The 18,682-nt window shown below is 32.0% G+C and carries 16 protein-coding genes, 2 pseudogenes and 1 riboswitch; of the genes and pseudogenes, 11 read left to right on the plus strand and 7 right to left on the minus strand.

Annotated elements, in window-relative coordinates:
• The first annotated feature begins 147 nt into the window (after window positions 1–147).
• Entirely contained in the window at window positions 148–1,335 is a 1,188-nt protein-coding gene (locus tag AC0OM3_RS22085; protein ID WP_000932162.1) for a macrolide family glycosyltransferase, read from the plus strand.
• 91 nt (window positions 1,336–1,426) lie between these two features.
• Here AC0OM3_RS22085 and AC0OM3_RS22090 read toward each other — a convergent pair whose 3' ends face one another.
• A complete protein-coding gene (locus tag AC0OM3_RS22090; protein ID WP_000864394.1) occupies window positions 1,427–2,107 on the minus strand; it encodes an aspartate/glutamate racemase family protein in 681 nt (226 codons plus the stop codon).
• A gap of 153 nt (window positions 2,108–2,260) precedes the next feature.
• Window positions 2,261–2,376, plus strand: a riboswitch (SAM riboswitch).
• A gap of 140 nt (window positions 2,377–2,516) precedes the next feature.
• On the opposite strand from AC0OM3_RS22090, the gene AC0OM3_RS22095 reads away from it, so the two are divergent.
• The 4 genes from AC0OM3_RS22095 to AC0OM3_RS22110 all read left to right on the plus strand — a co-directional run bounded on the left by AC0OM3_RS22095 (window position 2,517) and on the right by AC0OM3_RS22110 (window position 5,813).
• Window positions 2,517–3,065, plus strand: a complete 549-nt coding sequence (locus tag AC0OM3_RS22095; RefSeq protein WP_001038213.1) for an ECF-type riboflavin transporter substrate-binding protein — start codon at window positions 2,517–2,519, stop codon at window positions 3,063–3,065.
• A gap of 10 nt (window positions 3,066–3,075) precedes the next feature.
• Window positions 3,076–4,776 carry an ABC transporter ATP-binding protein gene (locus AC0OM3_RS22100; protein WP_001182529.1) on the plus strand — a complete coding sequence of 567 codons (1,701 nt, stop codon included), beginning with the start codon at window positions 3,076–3,078 and terminating at the stop codon, window positions 4,774–4,776.
• The gene (locus AC0OM3_RS22105; protein WP_000556378.1) at window positions 4,769–5,569 is read left to right on the plus strand and encodes an energy-coupling factor transporter transmembrane component T family protein; all 801 of its coding nucleotides are present in this window, start codon (window positions 4,769–4,771) and stop codon (window positions 5,567–5,569) included. Before AC0OM3_RS22100 ends, AC0OM3_RS22105 begins: the two co-directional genes overlap by 8 nt.
• 136 nt (window positions 5,570–5,705) lie before the next feature.
• Window positions 5,706–5,813, plus strand: coding sequence for a YjcZ family sporulation protein (locus AC0OM3_RS22110; protein WP_000120182.1), 108 nt, complete (start codon window positions 5,706–5,708; stop codon window positions 5,811–5,813).
• Window positions 5,814–5,914: 101 nt separating this feature from the next.
• On the opposite strand, the gene AC0OM3_RS22115 is transcribed toward AC0OM3_RS22110, so the two are convergent.
• The 5 genes and pseudogenes from AC0OM3_RS22115 to AC0OM3_RS22135 form a co-directional block, all read right to left on the minus strand.
• Window positions 5,915–7,174, minus strand: coding sequence for a LytS/YhcK type 5TM receptor domain-containing protein (locus AC0OM3_RS22115; protein ID WP_474213068.1), 1,260 nt, complete (start codon window positions 7,172–7,174; stop codon window positions 5,915–5,917).
• Between the two features lie 147 nt (window positions 7,175–7,321).
• Window positions 7,322–7,773: pseudogene (locus AC0OM3_RS22120) on the minus strand (site-specific integrase); the annotation flags it as partial.
• Window positions 7,774–8,085: 312 nt separating this feature from the next.
• Window positions 8,086–8,166, minus strand: a pseudogene (locus AC0OM3_RS22125) (septum formation initiator family protein); the annotation flags it as partial.
• 417 nt (window positions 8,167–8,583) lie between these two features.
• Entirely contained in the window at window positions 8,584–9,048 is a 465-nt protein-coding gene (locus tag AC0OM3_RS22130; protein ID WP_001109250.1) for a hypothetical protein, read from the minus strand.
• A 1,630-nt stretch (window positions 9,049–10,678) separates the two neighbouring features.
• Window positions 10,679–11,407 (minus strand): hypothetical protein, encoded by a 729-nt coding sequence (locus AC0OM3_RS22135; protein WP_000546535.1) that lies wholly within the window; start codon window positions 11,405–11,407, stop codon window positions 10,679–10,681.
• A 737-nt stretch (window positions 11,408–12,144) separates the two neighbouring features.
• Here AC0OM3_RS22135 and AC0OM3_RS22140 point away from each other — a divergent pair.
• The 3 genes from AC0OM3_RS22140 (at window position 12,145) to AC0OM3_RS22150 (ending at window position 15,128) form a co-directional block, all read left to right on the plus strand.
• Window positions 12,145–13,314 (plus strand): pectinesterase, encoded by a 1,170-nt coding sequence (locus AC0OM3_RS22140; RefSeq protein ID WP_000058013.1) that lies wholly within the window; start codon window positions 12,145–12,147, stop codon window positions 13,312–13,314.
• A 326-nt stretch (window positions 13,315–13,640) separates the two neighbouring features.
• Complete coding sequence (locus AC0OM3_RS22145) at window positions 13,641–14,021, plus strand: hypothetical protein (protein ID WP_000450246.1); 381 nt, start codon at window positions 13,641–13,643, stop codon at window positions 14,019–14,021.
• Window positions 14,022–14,831: 810 nt separating this feature from the next.
• Window positions 14,832–15,128 (plus strand): hypothetical protein, encoded by a 297-nt coding sequence (locus AC0OM3_RS22150; protein ID WP_000253419.1) that lies wholly within the window; start codon window positions 14,832–14,834, stop codon window positions 15,126–15,128.
• A gap of 33 nt (window positions 15,129–15,161) precedes the next feature.
• Here the strand turns inward: AC0OM3_RS22150 and AC0OM3_RS22155 are convergent, their stop codons facing one another.
• Window positions 15,162–16,046, minus strand: a complete 885-nt coding sequence (locus AC0OM3_RS22155) for a protein kinase domain-containing protein (RefSeq protein ID WP_474213069.1) — start codon at window positions 16,044–16,046, stop codon at window positions 15,162–15,164.
• Window positions 16,047–16,173: 127 nt separating this feature from the next.
• On the opposite strand from AC0OM3_RS22155, the gene AC0OM3_RS22160 reads away from it, so the two are divergent.
• The 3 genes from AC0OM3_RS22160 (at window position 16,174) to AC0OM3_RS22170 (ending at window position 18,682) form a co-directional block, all read left to right on the plus strand.
• On the plus strand, window positions 16,174–16,680 hold the full coding sequence (locus AC0OM3_RS22160; RefSeq protein ID WP_000372676.1) for a GrpB family protein: 507 nt from the start codon (window positions 16,174–16,176) through the stop codon (window positions 16,678–16,680).
• 165 nt (window positions 16,681–16,845) lie between these two features.
• On the plus strand, window positions 16,846–17,835 hold the full coding sequence (locus AC0OM3_RS22165; protein WP_046945054.1) for a zinc-binding dehydrogenase: 990 nt from the start codon (window positions 16,846–16,848) through the stop codon (window positions 17,833–17,835).
• A gap of 247 nt (window positions 17,836–18,082) precedes the next feature.
• On the plus strand, window positions 18,083–18,682 hold the full coding sequence (locus tag AC0OM3_RS22170) for an undecaprenyl-diphosphatase (protein ID WP_001110134.1): 600 nt from the start codon (window positions 18,083–18,085) through the stop codon (window positions 18,680–18,682).

An 18,682-nucleotide genomic window follows, 5' to 3' on the forward strand; every position in this document is an offset into this window, starting at 1 on the left:
ATAGGTAGATGCCTTTTTTTATGTTGATGACTGAAAATTATTTATCAACATAATGTTGCAAGCACATTAGGACTATTAGGGGACGATTACATGTACAAATAACAGTATGCTTAATTAAAATAGTGAAATGTAAGGAGTGAGGAATAAGTGCTAAATATTTTAGTAGTTAATTTTCCAGCAGAGGGACATGTAAACCCTACATTAAATTTAGTAAAAGCCTTTACTGAACGAGGGGATAATGTACATTATATTACAACGGCAAACTTTAAGGGTAGAATTGAAGATTTAGGAGCTACTGTACATACTCATCCGGATCTATTAAAGGGGATTTCTATTGATGCTGAAACCTCATCTGGGTTAAATGCTTTCTTTCATGTGCATGTTCAAACTTCTTTATATATATTAGAAATTACGAAACAATTAAGTGAAAGCATAAATTTTGATTTCGTAATTTATGATATATTTGGTGCGGGAGAGTTAGTAAAGGAGTATTTAAAAGTTCCAGGTGTAGTGTCCTCACCTATATTTTTAATTCCTTCAGAGTTTTTGAAGACATTACCTTTTCATCCAAATGCAGATATACCATTCCAACCAGAGAAGATCTCTGAAAAATTATTAAACCAGATGGAACATGAATTTGGAGTAAAACCAAACAATAATCTTCAATTTATGAATAATAAGGGTGATGTTTGTCTCGTATACACAAGTCGTTATTTCCAACCTAATAGCGAATCATTCGAAGAAAATAACATTTTTATTGGACCGAGTATTTCAAAGCGTAAAACAAATATAAAGTTTCCATTGGAATCACTTAAAGAAAAGAAAGTTATTTATATTTCAATGGGAACACTGCTTGAAGGACTCGAACCATTCTTTAATACTTGTATTGATACTTTTTCAGATTTTGATGGGATAGTTGTAATGGCAATTGGTGATAGAAATGATATTTCTAAAATTAAGAAAGCACCAGATAATTTTATAATTGCTCCATACGTACCTCAATCAGAAATATTAAATGAAGCAGATGTTTTTATTACACATGGTGGTATGAATAGCGTACACGATGCCATTCATTATAATGTCCCATTTGTAATAATACCGCATGATAAAGACCAGCCAATGATAGCGCAAAGATTAACTGAGCTTGAAGCGGCACATAGACTATTGAAAGAACATGTTAATGTGCACACTTTAAAAGAGGCCGTAACAGATGTTCTTTCAAATGAAAAGTATAAACATGGTATAAGAAAACTTAATGATAGCTTTTTAGAATGTGGTGGTTCAAAAGAAGCAATTGCAGTTATTGAATCTCTTTTAAATAAAGTAAAACTTTAATCGATAGGGATTTTACTACCCATAAATAGCGGGATAAATAGTCGTAACTGTATACAAGCATAGAGGTTCTCACCTTTATGCTTGTATATTCTTATCCAGCAAATTGTACAGCAGTATTTGCATGTAAAAAAGCAGTATCAAAAACGGGAACAGTGAGATCATTTTGGGAGATGAGTAAAGGTATTTCAGTACAGCCTAATAATATACCTTCAGCGCCGTTTTGAATTAATGATTTTGTAATTTGTAATAGCTTTTCTTTAGATGTTTCTGAAATGATCCCTCTACTTAATTCATCTAATATGACATGGTGGATAAAAGTTCTTTCCTCGTCATTTGGGATAATTGTCTCAATGTTATATTTCGCTAATCGTGATTTATAGAAATCTTGCTCCATCGTTTGTTTTGTTCCTAATAGTCCGATACGTTTTATATTCTGTTCTACCATTTCTTTAGCACTTACATCACCAATGTGAAGAAGCGGGATAGATATTGCTTGTTCTACTTCCTCGGCAAATAGATGTACGGTATTTGAACACATTAATAAACATTCAGCCCCAGATTTTTCAACTTTCTTTGCAACTGTAACTAGTTCATTTTTCACTTCTTCATATTGATGGTTTTGTAATAAAGTAGTTACTTCACCAAAGTCCATACTATATAAAACTAACTTTGCATTTTGATCGTATTGAGAGAGTGTAAGTGTATTAATATGTTTATAGTATAAAGATGTAGATTCCCAACTTAATCCTCCAATCAAACCAATAACTTTCATAATGCATTCCTCCCGAAACGATTTTGAATTTATTATTTCATAATTCCGATAAGAATACAATGATTTAAATGATCTATTTAACAAAAAATAAAAATAGTAAGAAAAGTGTTGAAATTTACATTCTTTAGTGCCATAATACGAATTACAAATTAATACTTATCCAGAGAGGTGGAGGGAACGGCCCTAAGAAACCTCAGCAACCCCTATGCAATTTTATAGGAAGGTGCTAATTCCGCAGAGGACACGATGTGTTTTTTGAAAGATAAGAGGATTCTTGAACGTGACAGAAAATGACCTCTTATGTAAGAGGTCATTTTTTTGTTGTATAGAAAGAGAGTGTCGATGCATAATTCATTTTTAAATTAAATATAGAGTAATAAAAGTTGACTAATATGAGAGGGGAATTGTCATGAACAAATTATCAACAAAGTTAGTAGTAGCAATCGGTATTGGAGCAGCATTATACGGGATATTAGGGCTTTGGGGATTTTCTATTGCACCGAATACATTTATTAAACCAGCATTAGCTATATTAACTGTTTTTGGAGCATTATTTGGTCCAGTGGCAGGACTGTTAATCGGACTTATCGGTCATACCGTAACAGATACGATTGCTGGATGGGGGATTTGGTGGGGCTGGGTTATTAGTTCAGGAATTATTGGTTTTTCAATGGGGCTTATTCAAAGAAGAGTTGGTTTTAGTGTGAAAAACGGGTCGTTTAACAAGGGGGATATTTCTTATTTAGCAATTACTGGGCTAGTTGGTATTGTCATTGCTATTATATTTGCTGGGGCATTCGATATTATTGTGATGGGAGAACCATTTGACAAAATTGTTATACAAGTATTAGGCGCAACAATTTCCGATGTCATCGTTTTCTTAGTACTTGGATTGCCACTTACAATTGGTTTGGCGAAATCCAATAAGAAACATACACATTTAAAAATTGAAAAGTAGGGATGTTAACATGCAACCAATTATTTCGTTTGAACAATTCACCTTTCAATATTGGCATGCTGCGCAGCCTACTTTAAGTGATATTACCTTTCATATATACCCTGGGGAAAAAGTGCTAATTGCTGGACGAAGTGGTTCAGGCAAGTCGACATTAGCTCATTGTATAAATGGGCTAATCCCATTTTCTTACGAAGGGACTAGTACAGGTAACGTTTTAATTGCCGGTAAAGACCCGAGGGAAGGAAGTATTTTTGAACAAAGTAAACAGGTAGGAACAATTTTGCAAGATCAAGATGCTCAATTTATTGGTCTGACAGTAGAAGAAGATGTAGCTTTTTATTTAGAAAATGAATGTGTAAAGCAAGATGATATGAAAAAGATTGTTTCGGACTCATTAAGAAAGGTGAAGATGCATACGTTTCATAAACAAAGTCCACATGAATTATCAGGAGGTCAAAAGCAAACAGTTTCCCTTGCTGGTTTATTAACAACAAATGCGGATATATTATTGTTCGATGAACCGTTAGCAAACTTAGATCCACTAAGCGCCATACATACGATAGAACTTATGAAAGATATACATGAACAATATAATAAAACGATTGTTATTATCGAACATAGGATAGAAGAAATTTTAAAACTGGATTTAGACAAAGTTATATTAATTGATGAAGGTAAAGTCATTGCGATAGGAACACCAAAAGAAATCTTAGCGTCAAATATATTACCACGTATCGGCTTAAGAGAGCCTATTTACATCGAAGCATTAAAGAGATTACATTTTGATAGTAATAATGACGTAATATATCCAATGGAAAACCTTCAAAAAGAAAAGGTAAGCAACGTTATAAAAGAGTGGATGGAGAAACAAGTCATATTAAAAGGGAATACTAAAAACAAGGAATTACTTAAAGTGGAGAATTTATCATTTTCATACTCTAATAAACAAAAAGTATTAGAAAATGTAAACCTTTCAATATATGAAGGAGAAATTGTGGCACTGTTAGGACATAATGGAGCAGGGAAATCAACATTAGCTCATAGTCTTATAGGCATAAACAAAATGAAAAATGGGAAAATCTTGTTAAAAGGTGAAGATATTAGTTCTTGGTCTATTCGTAAACGTGGGGAAATCATATCTTACGTGATGCAAAATCCAAATCATATGATTACACAGCCTACTGTTTTTGAAGAAGTTTCATTTACATTAACATTACATAATTTTTCTAAGGAAGAAATTAAGAATAGAGTAGAAGGAACTTTAAAAATTTGTGGTTTATATCCATTTCGTAATTGGCCAATTCAAGCACTAAGCTATGGGCAAAAAAAGAGATTAACAATCGCATCTGTATTAACAACAAATCCTAAACTTATCATATTAGATGAACCGACAGCGGGACAAGATTATTATCACTATAAACAATTTATGTCTTTTATTAAAAACCTAGCTAAAAAGGGTATTTCATTTGTTTTTATCACTCATGATATGAATCTCGTACTAGAATATGCAGACCGTGCAGTAGTTCTACATGAAGGGAAAATTATTGCGGATAATACAGTGTTTGATGTATTAGGCGATCAAGAAACGTTACAAAGAGCCAACTTAAGAGAGAGTTCTTTAACCAAGCTTGTTAAATTTAGTGGGATTGCATGTCCAGAAAAATTTATGGAGCTTTATTTAGACAGTAATAGGAGGGAGGAAGGTGCATAGTACATATTTTCATCGTATGGATGGGGTAGTGAAATTGTTTTTATTTATTTTTTGTATGACGCTTACTTTTTTGTTTTTTGATTTTCGGGTGTTACTAATATTATTTATTATTGGGTGTATCGGGCTCAGCATTGCTAAAATTCCATTTCGTAAAATTTTAATTGTTTTTAGTGTCATATTTACATTTAGTTTATTAAACTCTGTCATGATTTTATTGATTACACCAACTCATGGATCTGAATTAACTGAATCATATACCGTGTTTTTACATGTTGGATATGCAACGATTACATATGAAACATTATTTTATGCAGCTACACTTTCATTAAAGTATTTTACGTTATTACCATTTACACTTCTTTTTATTTACACGACAGATCCAAGTGAATTTGTAAGTAACTTAAGTAAACTGGGTATTCATTATAAGATTACTTATGCAATAAATATTGCACTACGTTATATTCCTGACATCCAGTCTGAGTATAAAATTATTAAACACGCGCAAGAAGCGAGAGGAGTGGCTTTTGAAAAAGGAGAAGCAAGTTTATGGGTTCGTATGAAGAACCGTGTTTTAATTTTCTGGCCACTAATCATTCATTCTCTAGAAAGAATAGATACGGTTTCAAATGCAATGGATTTAAGAGGATTTGGAAAGAAGGATAAACGTACATGGTTTTATACAAGTAAGGCGAAACGTGAAGATTTCATCGCTTTATTTGCCGGTATTTTCATATTTATTGTTGCGGTATATTTAAAATTAAACGTATTTCAAAACTTTTGGTATCCATTTTAAAGCACTCTTTAAACGAGTGCTTTTACTTATTTTTATGTAGACATGCTCAAAAAAGGGATATACACATAATGTATAATACGAACCAGTTAAAATGATCAACTACCTATTAGTTTTCAAACCAAAAGGAGGAGAAAATATGAGTTACGGTGGTTCTTGTGGTTTTGGTGGAGGTTTCGCTTTATTAGTTGTGTTATTCATTCTATTAATAATTGTAGGATGCAGCTGCTGGGGCGGAGGATACTAATTTTTAATTAGTCTTCACAAATGTAAACTAAAAAAACATTGAAGATACTTATGTATCGAAACAAATAAAAAAGGAGCGACTATGCTCCTTTTTTATTTGTTTTAATGTGTATTCTTACTATATTTCGGGAACGTAATCGTTAAAGTCGTTCCTTTACTAACGATACTTCTGATTTTTAAACTTCCATGCATCGTCTCAATAATCTTAACAGCAACCATTGTACCTAAACCAGTTCCTTTTGTTTTTGTACTAAAATACGGTTCACCGAATCGATGTATTTGCTCCTGTGACATTCCAACTCCGCTATCTTCAATTCGTATTTCAACTTTACTATTATTGATGGATGAGGAAATATTTAAGGTACCACCATTAGGCATTGCTTCAATACTATTTTTTATTAAGTTTAAAAAACATTGTTGAAAGTGCTGTTTATTACCAACAATGGTTGCCTCAGAAAAATCCTGTGTAATATGTATCGTATTCATATTACACAATGGCAATATCATATTAATAACTCGATTTAACTCTTGTTTTACTGAAATTTGATCTAATTTTTCTGGAGCAGGTTTGGCAAACGTTAAGTAATCATCGATAATTTCTTGGGCACGATTTAACTCTTCAAGTATATGTTTAATATATTCGTCTCTTGATTCGGGAGTTAAATTTGGTGTTTTTAAAAGCTGTGTAAATCCTTTTACAACCGTTAAGGGATTCCTTACTTCGTGCGATATACTTGCAGCGAGTTGGCTAACAATCTCCATTTTTTCCATTTTAATTAATTTTGAGCGCATTAATACAGCATCTTTAATAACTTCATTTATATAAACAATAAATAACATTAAAGTAGTCGGTAATACCATGAAATAAATAATATACAAATTATTCACTTCAAAACCTGATAAGGTTATTACAATTAAAGTTGTAAATATTGCTAGGAAAAAGGTTAAAAGCATGGAAAAAACTACTTTAAGTTTTCTATTATATGTATTAAATTTTGAAGATGCGAGTGCTGTAACGATGAACATTATTCCGTAAACAACAACTGTCAACATGTTAAAGCCATAAAATAAAAATCTCGTAATTAATAAAATTGCAAACAATATGATACCGACAGGGAATCCACCATAAAGCGTACCTATTATGACCGGAATTTGTCTTAAATCATGAATACAACTTTCATCCATATAGATAGGGTATCGCATACATAAAATAAGCGGGATACTAGAACAAAGGGTGATCAGTAGTATTTTATATTTCTTTAAATAGTGCCGGCTATCATATATGAAATAAAAAACAAATATACTACATAAAATGTATAGAAGATTATTTAACACGTTTTGATTAATATAAACAAAGTCCATAATATTTGCCTCGTTATTCTGAATTTCCTTTTCATATGTATTATACATGATAACATGTGTTAAGGTGAATAAACCTTGTTAATAGAAGATTTATTTGGATTTTGGTTATAAAATGCAAACATTAGCTAGCCAAAGCTACTTTTACCAAAAATTTTTTACTGGTTCTTCCTCCGTCCAAGTCTGGATGGAGCTTTTTTCTTTTTTGGTAACTCAACAAAATTAGCAGGATTTCTAGAAATAATATTTTGTTTAACTGCTAGATTTAAAGCTGTTTTTAGTATTCGATGCAATTATTTGAAATACCATTATCTAGTGTTAATTTATAGCATTTTTGAATGTGCATAACATTTAATTTATGAAGTGCAATTATTCCTATACTAGGTATAACATGGTGGTTTATATTGCTATTATAAGAAACTTTTCTATACTCACCCTTTTAATTTCTAACCACTGAACCATATAGTCTTTTAAACTAAGCTTAGTCGGCTCCACAAAAGCCCCTTCATTTAACTCCTTAATCTTTTTCGGCTTCTTTTTCCTATCTCTGGATCACGACCAATATTAATAAAGATACGGTACTTATTTCCTCTTTTTCGAATATGTCCTTCCGCTTAAAACACTCCTTCATTTTATTTTGAGCCATGGTGTATAAGTCTTGTTTTAATTTTACTGCTATGAAAATTACATAGTTGGACATATGAGAGATGGATATATTTTACCATATTTAGATTATTATTAAGGAATAAAAAAAGAGCCATAAGGCCTCTTTTTTGCTGTGTTCATGGAAAAAATTGAAAACGTTTGATAAATAGCTGCAAAAGTACAACATGTGGTTGCTAAAACACTAGCTAACCATCTTGAAGCATGAGTTTTTAACAGTAAGATATAAACTAATCCAAAAGTAACCAAGCGGAGGTTTGTTGATTCTTATTAGGATTAATTTGTTTTTTTGAGATTGATTGTTGTGGTGTTAAATTTGGGACACTCCCCATTTTAAAACCTCCATTACTTATGTATAGAATTTAAATTGTTTAAAAGTATTATATATGCTAAATAGATAATTTTAAACCTATCTGGATAAAGAGAGGTTTTATAAAATTTAAATAAAATTCTTATTTGAACAGAAAAAAAGCGTCCGGGAAAGCGCTCTTTGACTAAGACTCAGATCAAGTGAAAATGTAGCAGTAATTTATTTTATATATGTTTCTAGGATATGCGCAAATTTCAAATGATATAGTTATTTTACTATAGAAAAATAAGTGACTCAGTAATTGTGTCAGCCGAGTCACCCAGTACTATCGATCCAGATAATATTCTTTTTTATATGTAGTTATAGCGAGTTCTTAGAGGCTAACTCAAAACCGCAGTTAAAGAACAAAGAAATTTATTTTAGAGAGTTTTAGAATTTGTTATGTTAATGCTACAACAGCAAGAGTTAAGCCCAACGTATTTAATGTATTAGAATATGGTCCTACATTAACAGTAAGAGTACTTGTTATACCTAAAGGTGTAGTGAAAATAGCGGGTGCTGATACAGAAGTGAATCCTGCAGTATATCCCAGAGAAGTACCAGAGCCAATAATTGGGTTATTATTAAGATACATAGTGATACCTGCCGAATTACCTCCTGGTTGAATGATAACTTGCACTTCATAGATTGCCAAATAGGTTCTTCCACCTTCAAGTAAAACAGTTGTTGGTGGTGTGAATGAGATTGCCGTACCATTAGAATTTACCACGGTATCTAATGGAATCGCAGAATTTACAGAGACTATTGATGGGGTAGTCTGAACAACATTTAAACTGTTAGCCGTGGGGGATGGACAAGTGCAAGATTTGTGAATGTTTGAGTTATTATCATTTTGGTAATTCACAAATAATCAAGCTCCTTTGCGTAAGATAATTTTTTATCCTATATAAAACGTAGCTTTTTTGTATCTAAGTTATTTTTAATAAGTCTTTAAAGATAAGTCAAATATTGGTGGTCAGTCAACTCTTAAAAGTATTTGATATTCTGGGATTTCAAAGTGTATCTGATAAATATATATGAAATTTTTTTAAGGACATTACCTTAAGTTCGGAAACATAATAAAATAGTTATTTTGTTAAATAAAAAAACATGCACAAAAATTGTGCATGTTTAAAAAAAGTTATGTCTTGTCTATGTAAATATATGCTTAACTAATATATACCGTATGTATGTTTGAGCAAAATGGTTATTTATTAACAAATATAAAGAGCGCTTTTTAAGGTGCTCCATGAACAAGCCTAATATTGAAAAAGAATCTCACATGATATTTTATGTATGTTCTTAATACATGTGCAGATTTTTCTTTTGTGCAACGAAGCAGCCAGTTAATAAAACTAACTGCTTGTTGTACAAAAGAAACGTTGCGCTTACAGAAATAGTTTGTAACATTAAGTTACAAAAATAGTATGAACAGAGTTAAAAATGTTATTCAGAAGTGAAAGAAAAAAATAAAAAAGAGCACCATGCATTGAAGTGCTCTATAAGATAGGCGGTAACACTTTGAGCTGGATGTTTAGGTTAAAATTATATGTCGTAGAAATAAGACCTAAAATTTATTTTCAACTCAATAGAAAAGAGCAGCTAGCAAAGGCTAACTGCATTGAGAACATTATAACCATTAATTTAAGGAGTACATATAGTGTGGACAAAAACATCAAGTTTATGTAACAAAAATTAAAATCGAACAGTTAATGCAAATAACTGTTTGATTTGATACAACCTGGGTAAGAAGCAGATTGTATTTTGATTAGTATTAGGGAAAGTATTAAATTTTATTTAGTTCGTTAACAAAATCCTTATTTAAAAATTAAAGAGCGCCTTGGGAGAAAGGCGCTCCATGACCAAGATGTTTAAATGATTAATAATAAGATGATCATGATTATTGTATGTACATTTCTAATGAATGTGAAGTCTTTAAATGCATTCAAAAAGAGCACGTATATACATGCTCTTTGACAAGAAAGGTAGATTTTTTATGAGTGGATTCCCCCATCCAATAACATATGCTTGTCCAGTTAAAAGATGAAAGGGTTTAATGAAATCTTTAATTGGTAGAAAGGGATTAGTTTAGTTTTGATTCTGCTAATCCCCAACTAATTATAAAAAGTAAGCCGAATATGAGAGCGTAAATAATACAGGAAATTATTAAACTAGCTATAGCGACTTTTTTGTGATGAGCCTTTTGGAGCAAAAACAGCTAAAACAATTGAGACAGGTATTAAAAAGAGTATATAAATGTTTGAAAGCATTGATAATAAACCAAAAAATACGATTAAAGTTAATAAAAATGAAGTGATTCCAAAGTATTTCCTCATTACTTTAGCCTTTCTTGGAAAAAATAAATAATACAGATTATACCATAAATGAATAAGATTGAAGTGAAATTTTAACAAAAACGCTATTTTAATATGAGTTGGTTCTCACTCAAAAGCAAGGGTTGCATAGGGAGTTCCAAAATGTTCTTTTTAGATGTATTAATGGTTAGGGAAACATAAATCTGGGAATAAAACTTGATATTCTGGGATTAATCGAAGGTCAACAGTTGTACTTGCAAAGAATTTATATTTTGTTTCTAATTCAGCTAGTGTAACTAGGTGATGCGTACCTAAGCCCTTCTGTATGCTATGTTTAGAAAGGGTTGGGCCAATTTGTAATTTTCGATTTTTCATAGCTGTGTTCCATGGACTGTAAAAGAATTTTAAAACGAAAGCAGGGTACATGTAAACGATAAATGAATGATTTGACCAATGCCTTCCGGCTATATAGTTACCATGCGAATAATTGTGGATTAGTCTACCTCCGTAGTAAGGGGCAGGTGGAGTAGGATCGAGTATTCTCCCATGATAACGCTGTTTGACAAGGGGAATTCCGTATCTCGGATTGGAATAACCATGAGTAGGGTCATCTACCATCAGAATAGTCCTAATAGCATACATGTTTTTCCTTAAAGTGACGAGAGATGAGAAAAAGGCTTCCTTATCAAAACAGCAAAGAAATTCAGTAGTATTTAAAACCATTTTCCACCCCTTAATTTCTTTTTCTATTTCCATTATCTCTTTATCAACTAATATAGCATCAAACTCTAATACTTTTGAATCTCGGATTTCCCAATGAGGCGCAAATAATTTACATATTTCTACTGAACGATCAGTAGAGCCTCGATTAATAAGAATACCGTGATCAAATAGTTTTGTGTGGTGCATTAGCCACCATGGGAGTAGATACTCTTCATTGTAAAAATGGGAAATTAAAGTTGTCTTAATAAAAACCCCTCCTTATAAACATGGATAAAATAATTCTTGCTCTAGTATAATGCTTATCCTAGTAAATACATATGTCTTGAGTATATTTGAGCAAAATGTTTATTTACAAATAAAAAGAGCGCTTTGGGAGGAAGGTGCTTTATAACCAAGTCTTTTTTTTGAAAAAAGGTTCACATCATATTGTATGTATGTTTCTTAGATAGGTGTAGTTTTATACAAAAATCTTTATTTTATAACAAGAAAAAAGAGTACATGTTTATATGTGCTCTAAGATAATCTTTTTAATATCTGTACAAGTGTTTCATTAGCGCAACAATATTAGTAAAGCTACGGTCAAAAAAGATGGATTTAAATGAAAACGTTATTTTGGGGAAGTTGAGCAATGGAGTTAAAGGAGTATGCCATTTATAAGGGAAATCTAAATGGCTAATATGTACTAAAACAATACAGGAGTGCGCTCAACATTTGAGCGTACTTCCTAAGAAAATCCTCTTTTATAAAATAACGGATAATAGAAAGAAAGTGACTAGTAGAAAGCAAGCTCATAATTATTTAACTGTTATGCTGTTAGGCGAGGTCTAATATGAAAATTTTATTTGCATCTAATTTGTTTCCCGGCTCATAAGATATTAATGGGCAAAAAACGAAATAAAGGATGAAAGGGGAAATAACAGTAAATGAGTTTACAAGAGCTGCTAATATCAAGAACAAATACAGCGGTGGTCATGAAATCAGGAAATGATTCAACAGCATTTATTGGAGGGAACCCTTTTAAAACAATTAATGGTGCGATTACAGCGATTAATACTACAGGAGCTACAGGGATTACAATTTTTGTGTTTCCTGGAATTTATGACGAAAAGGTAGTTATCCCTAATGGAAATTCATTACGAGGAATTAGTCTATGGACAGTAATAATTCGTCAACAGAATGCAACATCAAATACTACTGTACTCACAATGGGAGAAAATACAAGAGTAGAAGATATTACGGTATTAGGAACCTCTTCTATCCATGTGGATTTAACAGGGATTGCTTTTCCTGGAACAACATCACAAACTTCTAGATTAAGAACAGCAGTTATAACTGTGGATAATTCTACAGCATCAACAAGTGGGACTTCAAATGTTTATGGAATTCATTCTTTTGGAACAGGAATTCCAGATGAAAGTATAAGTACTGTAAGAGCAACAACGATAACAGTAAAATCAGCCGGTTTAGGGAATAAAAGAGCCATATTGGTTAATACAAATTCACATAATTTTCATTGCCGTGATGTTAATTTAACCACTACTAGTTCAGTTGGAGCAGGATCTTATATTGGGGCAGAAGTAAATCGAATAGGAGCACAATTAAGTTTGCGTTTAGCGTCGATTCAAGGCACTACAGCGGATATATCACAATCAGCTGGAACATTGATTTTAAGTTCAGCGAATCTTATAAATTCTAACGCTAATAATTTGGGCTTTTCTACAGTTTTACAGCCTACTACAATTATTTGGGCAGATCCGTCGGGTCTACCAACTGGAGGGACTCGTTTTTATAGACCAGGAACAGCGGCTGTTTCAAATACAGAAGTATTTATCCGATTAAGTCAAAAATCTGTTATAAAATCACTATCGGTACGTGCTCGAGTTGGCCCTGGAGGGACAAATATTGATACTTGGACTATTCGAAAAAATGGTGTGGATACACCTCTTGTAGTTTCATTAACTGGTGCCCAGACTTCTAATATAACTAATAATATTTCAACAACATTCCAAGCGGGGGATAGTATCTCGTTAAAAGTAACAGTTTCTACGCTAAGCGCGATAGCAGATACTGTAATACAAGTTGATATTTTCTGAAAGTTAACAAATGAATTGTTGTGTTAATGCAAGGGTAAGTAATGAAACTTATTTCTTTTAAAAATATATCTAAATAAGTGAAGCGTTTAAGAGGAATTCTATAAGTTGATAATCTTTGTATCACAATGTAAAAGAAATTTATTTAAACATGAAAAATTAATAAAAATTTCATTTTGTAGAGAAATGGGGTGATTAAGGATGGGCATTGAATACGGAATGTTTGTATTAAAAAAGAGTAGACTTTAACCTACATATAAAAGTACTGGAATTTTTCTAAAGGAAGGAATATCTGAAATATAAATATAATTGAGGGGAGTGAAATAATAATGGAAACTAGTACTTTTTTAGGGCTGTTCTGGGGATGGATGACGGTTATCGTATCAGGAATACTTTTCGTCCGTCCATCGGTGCTACGTGATTTGAAAAAATTAGTGGTTGAAGACAGAGGGTTTGGTATTATGTATGGTTTTCTATCAATTTTCCTAGGATTAGGTACTGTAATTCTACATAATGTATGGGTATTCAACTGGAAGGGATTCCTAACGGTTATTGCATGGCTTGCATTATTAAAGGGAATTTATATAATTGCATATCCTGAACCTTCCAAGAAAACAGACTTTGAAGTAAGGATACTTTCAACACGTATAGTACTCGCTATCATTGGTGCTTTGGCTTTATGGATGCTTATAGTAATCTATATAAAATAATCTTTTTTTAATAAATAAAAGAGCCTGATGTGAGAGAAAAGGCCTTTTCAAAAAATGTATATGAGGAAAATCAATGTCAATAGTTTAACACCAATAAATTAGAATTAATTCCAGGTATTAAGTATTGAGAAATAAAATTGAACGCAACAAATTGGTTAACTTTATGAGCTAACCAATTGTTACACAAAAGAAAATTAGGCCCTATAAGTAATAGATGTGTAACTTAAAGTTACAGTTATAGTGTAAGCGAGATTGAAAATGTTATACGAAAGTAATTCTGTTTAAAAGTTTTATTTTGTCATAAATAAAAGAGCAGTTAGCCCAGCCTAACTGCTCGATACAGAGGTAATAGTCTAGCTACATAGATATTATATGCTGAGTTATTGATTTTATTTGTGTAAAACACAAAAAAGAGCAGCTAGCAAAACCTAGCCGCTCTAAACAGTGATGTGTCTCTAGATGTAGTTGTAGTATAAACAGAACGTTGAGTTTTATTCATGGGGAGATAGAAATTGGCTTGAAAATAGAATATAGTCCGGCTAGGAAACTAGAGGACACAAATAAAAACCTTTAACTTCCGCTAAAGATAATTATGTTAATGATCTAGTGATTGCGGTTCTGGTAAGGGCAAGAAGAGGACCGTGTAAAAATAGAGTTGTAGAAATAGAAAGAGTGGATTCCTTGTGAGAGAGTAAGGATCCACTTTTTTCTTGCAACTGATAAAGAGACACTATATCTGACTTATATAAATATCCTATTTGTTCAAATTTGTACTTGCTAATGGTACAATTATATTCATGGAGGGATATTATGGTAAGTTTTTATGTAACACTGTTTCTTATATTTGGTACTGCGATATTTTTATTTTTCTTGTCTGGTTCATCAAAAATTAAGGCTAAAAATCTATCATTGATAATGATCTGTTTAAGGATAAATCTACTCACAAGTCCAATGGCTTTATTTATAGGTGTGATGGCAACAGACTCTCCATATAGCACTACGCTTGATTTTTTTGGAGGATGTCTCTTTATTCAGGGAATACCGCTCCTCCTCCTACTTGCAGCTTTTTTGAAGTTTGCAATAGCAAAGAAAACAAAACAAGTATAGTATAAACTCTATATTTCTTTTAATAATTTAAGGTTATATATTTTCTGTATTAGCCGCTTTTAACCACGCTTCGTAGAATTCTATAACTGATGCATACCGTTCTGCCCGATTGTCACTTACAGCACGATACGCTACCTCATATAATTCCTTACTTGCTTCCCATTTTATAAAGGAACGATCTTTTTCACCGCCTAAAAGTGAGAAAGCCATTGCTCCCATATTAAATACATTTGTTCTTTCATCAATTATAGCGTTTAGTTCAAATTCCTCTGGTGACATAAAACGGGAGGAACCCCATAGCCGGCCCATTTTATTTATGTAAGGTTTCTTACTGTATAAATCTATATCACAAATTTTTGTCTCGTTTGTATTAAAATTATATAGAATACTACCGTCATAAAAATCTATTGCTACATAGTTTTTCTTTTCTACATAAGTATGGAAAGAAAAAATGGAATGTAAGGAATGAATTCGTTCTATAGCAGATAAATGTCTAAATTTATAAAATGGAGAGTTTGGATTTTTATATTTCTCAGGAGGTGGGAAACTCCAATGCGAATGAAGACATTCACCATCAAACCAATCGAAAATTAATAGATATCCAGATTGAACTGGAAAATGATCAATTAGTCTTATGAGCGATTCATGCTTTAAATCTTCATAGATAGTAACTGAATTTTTTAGCCTTTTTTTAATAGCGTGACCCGTTGTTCCTTCAAATGCAATTGTTTGTGCTCCTGCGTATTTAATAAATTTCTTATGCCCATCTTTTTCTACACCAAAACTTATATTACCTGAGTCTTGCTGGTCAAAAACTGCAAATACGGTCCCTAATTTAATAAGCCAATCAAAATTATGATATTCTTTTAATTGGAATGTTACGTTATTTAACTGAATTTCCACGGAATTTTCTTTCATATATTACCTCACATTTAATATAATTAAGTTGTACATTCCACTATTCGACATATTTTATGGAAATCCTATGCTAATAATATAAAATTTTATAAATATAATGATAAACACTTATAAAGAGGTGAATACAATGGATCAACAAATTGTTATTAAAGCATATCAAAAAGACTGGGTTGAAGAGTATATAAAAGAAAAAGAGAAATTCTGTTCCTTGTTAGGACAAGAAATAATTGCCGTTGAACATATAGGAAGCTCAGCAGTAGAAGGATTAGGAGCTAAACCTCTTATTGATATGATGATTGGCGTAACAGACTTACAAATTACTGAAAACTGGATTGAAGTTCTATCGGAAATTGGATATGAGTATGTTCCAAAAGATGCAACGAATTGGCGTTTTTTTAGAAAGGGAAAATGGAGAGCGGGTACTCATCATTTGCATATTTATATTTATAATAGTGATGAGTGGAGAAACAATATTTTATTTCGTGACTTTCTAATAAGCCATGAATGGGCACGTAAAGAATATAGAGAATTAAAAGAGAGGCTTGCTATTACATATGCTTTTGATCGTGTTTCATATACAAAGGCAAAAGCGCCGTTTATTCGAAAAATATTAGAATTGGCTAGAACTCAATGAATTTATAGATTCCTATCTAACTAGTTTTGAAACCCCTTCCTATACTTTTTATAGGGAGGGGGATTTTTTCATGTCAAAATATATAATTTCTAATTATTGGAGGCAAACTATTTTATTTATTTTGATATTTCTAGTACATTGGAAATATTAAGGGGGAATTAAGCAATGAAAGCTATTGTACATCAATATGAAAAAGGATTAGAGGGATTAGAATATAAATTTCTACCTGAGATAAGTCCTAATGCAGGTGAAGTAAAAGTCAAGTTAAAAGCTGCAGGATTAAATCATAGGGATTTATTTATTATAAATAATAGAAAAGAAATGGATCTACCATTAGTAATAGGGTCAGATGGATCAGGAATTGTTACAGAAATAGGAGAAGGAGTTTCAAATATTACACTACATACAGAAGTTATTATTAATCCTAGTATTGGATGGGAACATGCTACTAAAGTACCAGAGTTACCGGAAGTGCTAGGTGGACCGAAAGGTGGAACGTTTGCTGAATATGTAATTGTACCGGTTGAAAATGTAGTAGAAAAGCCGGCATATCTTACTTGGGAAGAATCAGGTGTTTTATCTTTATCCGCACTAACTGCATATAGAGCACTTTTTACAAAGGGTAGATTGAAGTGCGGTGAACATGTTTTAATTCCGGGAATAGGCGGTGGTGTTGCTACATTTGCCATGTTATTCGCGAAAGCAATTGGTGCTAAAGTGAGTGTTACCTCAAGGGTAGAGAATAAAAGGGAACATGCTGAAAAATATGGTGCAGATATTTCTTTTAATAGTACCGGAAATTGGGAAGAGAGCTTACAAGGTGAAAAAGTAGATTTAATAATAGATAGTATAGGCCCGGCAACTTTCTTGAAATATTTTGATGTATTAAAACCAAATGGAAGAATCGTGAATTTTGGTGCAAGCTCAGGAGATACAATTGAATTACCATTACGCGCATTATTTTATAATCAAATTGATATTATGGGAACATCCATGGGTAGCCGTGAGGAATTTAATGAGATGATAAAGTTTATTGAAAAATATCAAATTAAACCAATTATTGATAAGGTTTACTCGTTAGAAGAAGCAATTCGAGCACTAAGCCGTATGGAACATGGGGAACAATTCGGAAATATTGTACTTCAAATGAATTAAAAAATATGATTTTACAATTAGTATATTTAAATGAATATGTTATGTATTTCAAACATGAAAAAAATACGAACCGCCTTATTATAAAGGCTTACCGGTTTTATACATAAATAGCGTATAAAATTTGTTTTATAATTGTCATATGAGTAATAGTAAAATGAGAATTAGATGAAAAAAGTTTAAGTCCATTTTCATAATGGTATTGTATACTGTGTAAATCAAGAACACTTGTATGTAAGGAGAGAGTTTAATGAATTACACAGTATTTCAGTGGTTTAATAATTTTGCTGATTCATCCAAACTATTAGATACGTTAATGGTTTCTATTACAAATAGCGCTGCATACGTAGCCGTTCTATTTATGTTTATCTTATGGTTTAATAATGGAAAGAAAGAGAAGGCAATTAGAAAACAATATACAGTTTTATATACGACGCTTTCGGTTATTATTGCATTAGTAGTAAATGTTCTTATACACGCGGTATATTACCATCCGCGCCCGTTCGTATCACATGATGTACACCAATTAGTACCACACGCAGCAGATTCATCATTCGTTAGTGATCATTCTGTACTTGTATTTTCAATCGCCTTCGTATTTATTCTTAGAGGAGAAAAACTGAAATATATCGCGCTATTATGGGCAGTACTAGTCGGTATATCACGTATGTACGTAGGTGTTCATTATCCTTTAGATATACTTGGTGCAGCATTCTTAACACTTATTACGAGCGCTTTAGTAATGCAAAGTACACGTATGTTTGAACCAATAGCGAAACTTGTATTCAAAATGTATGCATTAGTAGCGAGACGAATTCCTTTCTTAGCGAAATATAACCATATCGCATAA

This window comes from Bacillus sp. FAU20 (genome assembly GCF_056033865.1).

Coding starts and splice junctions, on each gene's coding strand:
- AC0OM3_RS22090 (WP_000864394.1), bottom strand. CDS start 2,107: ATGAAAGTTATTGGTTTGATTGGAGGATTAAGTTGGGAATCTACATCT.
- AC0OM3_RS22095 (WP_001038213.1), top strand. CDS start 2,517: ATGAACAAATTATCAACAAAGTTAGTAGTAGCAATCGGTATTGGAGCA.
- AC0OM3_RS22100 (WP_001182529.1), top strand. CDS start 3,076: ATGCAACCAATTATTTCGTTTGAACAATTCACCTTTCAATATTGGCAT.
- AC0OM3_RS22110 (WP_000120182.1), top strand. CDS start 5,706: ATGAGTTACGGTGGTTCTTGTGGTTTTGGTGGAGGTTTCGCTTTATTA.
- AC0OM3_RS22115 (WP_474213068.1), bottom strand. CDS start 7,174: ATGGACTTTGTTTATATTAATCAAAACGTGTTAAATAATCTTCTATAC.
- AC0OM3_RS22135 (WP_000546535.1), bottom strand. CDS start 11,407: ATGCACCACACAAAACTATTTGATCACGGTATTCTTATTAATCGAGGC.
- AC0OM3_RS22140 (WP_000058013.1), top strand. CDS start 12,145: ATGAGTTTACAAGAGCTGCTAATATCAAGAACAAATACAGCGGTGGTC.
- AC0OM3_RS22145 (WP_000450246.1), top strand. CDS start 13,641: ATGGAAACTAGTACTTTTTTAGGGCTGTTCTGGGGATGGATGACGGTT.
- AC0OM3_RS22150 (WP_000253419.1), top strand. CDS start 14,832: ATGGTAAGTTTTTATGTAACACTGTTTCTTATATTTGGTACTGCGATA.
- AC0OM3_RS22155 (WP_474213069.1), bottom strand. CDS start 16,046: ATGAAAGAAAATTCCGTGGAAATTCAGTTAAATAACGTAACATTCCAA.
- AC0OM3_RS22160 (WP_000372676.1), top strand. CDS start 16,174: ATGGATCAACAAATTGTTATTAAAGCATATCAAAAAGACTGGGTTGAA.
- AC0OM3_RS22165 (WP_046945054.1), top strand. CDS start 16,846: ATGAAAGCTATTGTACATCAATATGAAAAAGGATTAGAGGGATTAGAA.
- AC0OM3_RS22170 (WP_001110134.1), top strand. CDS start 18,083: ATGAATTACACAGTATTTCAGTGGTTTAATAATTTTGCTGATTCATCC.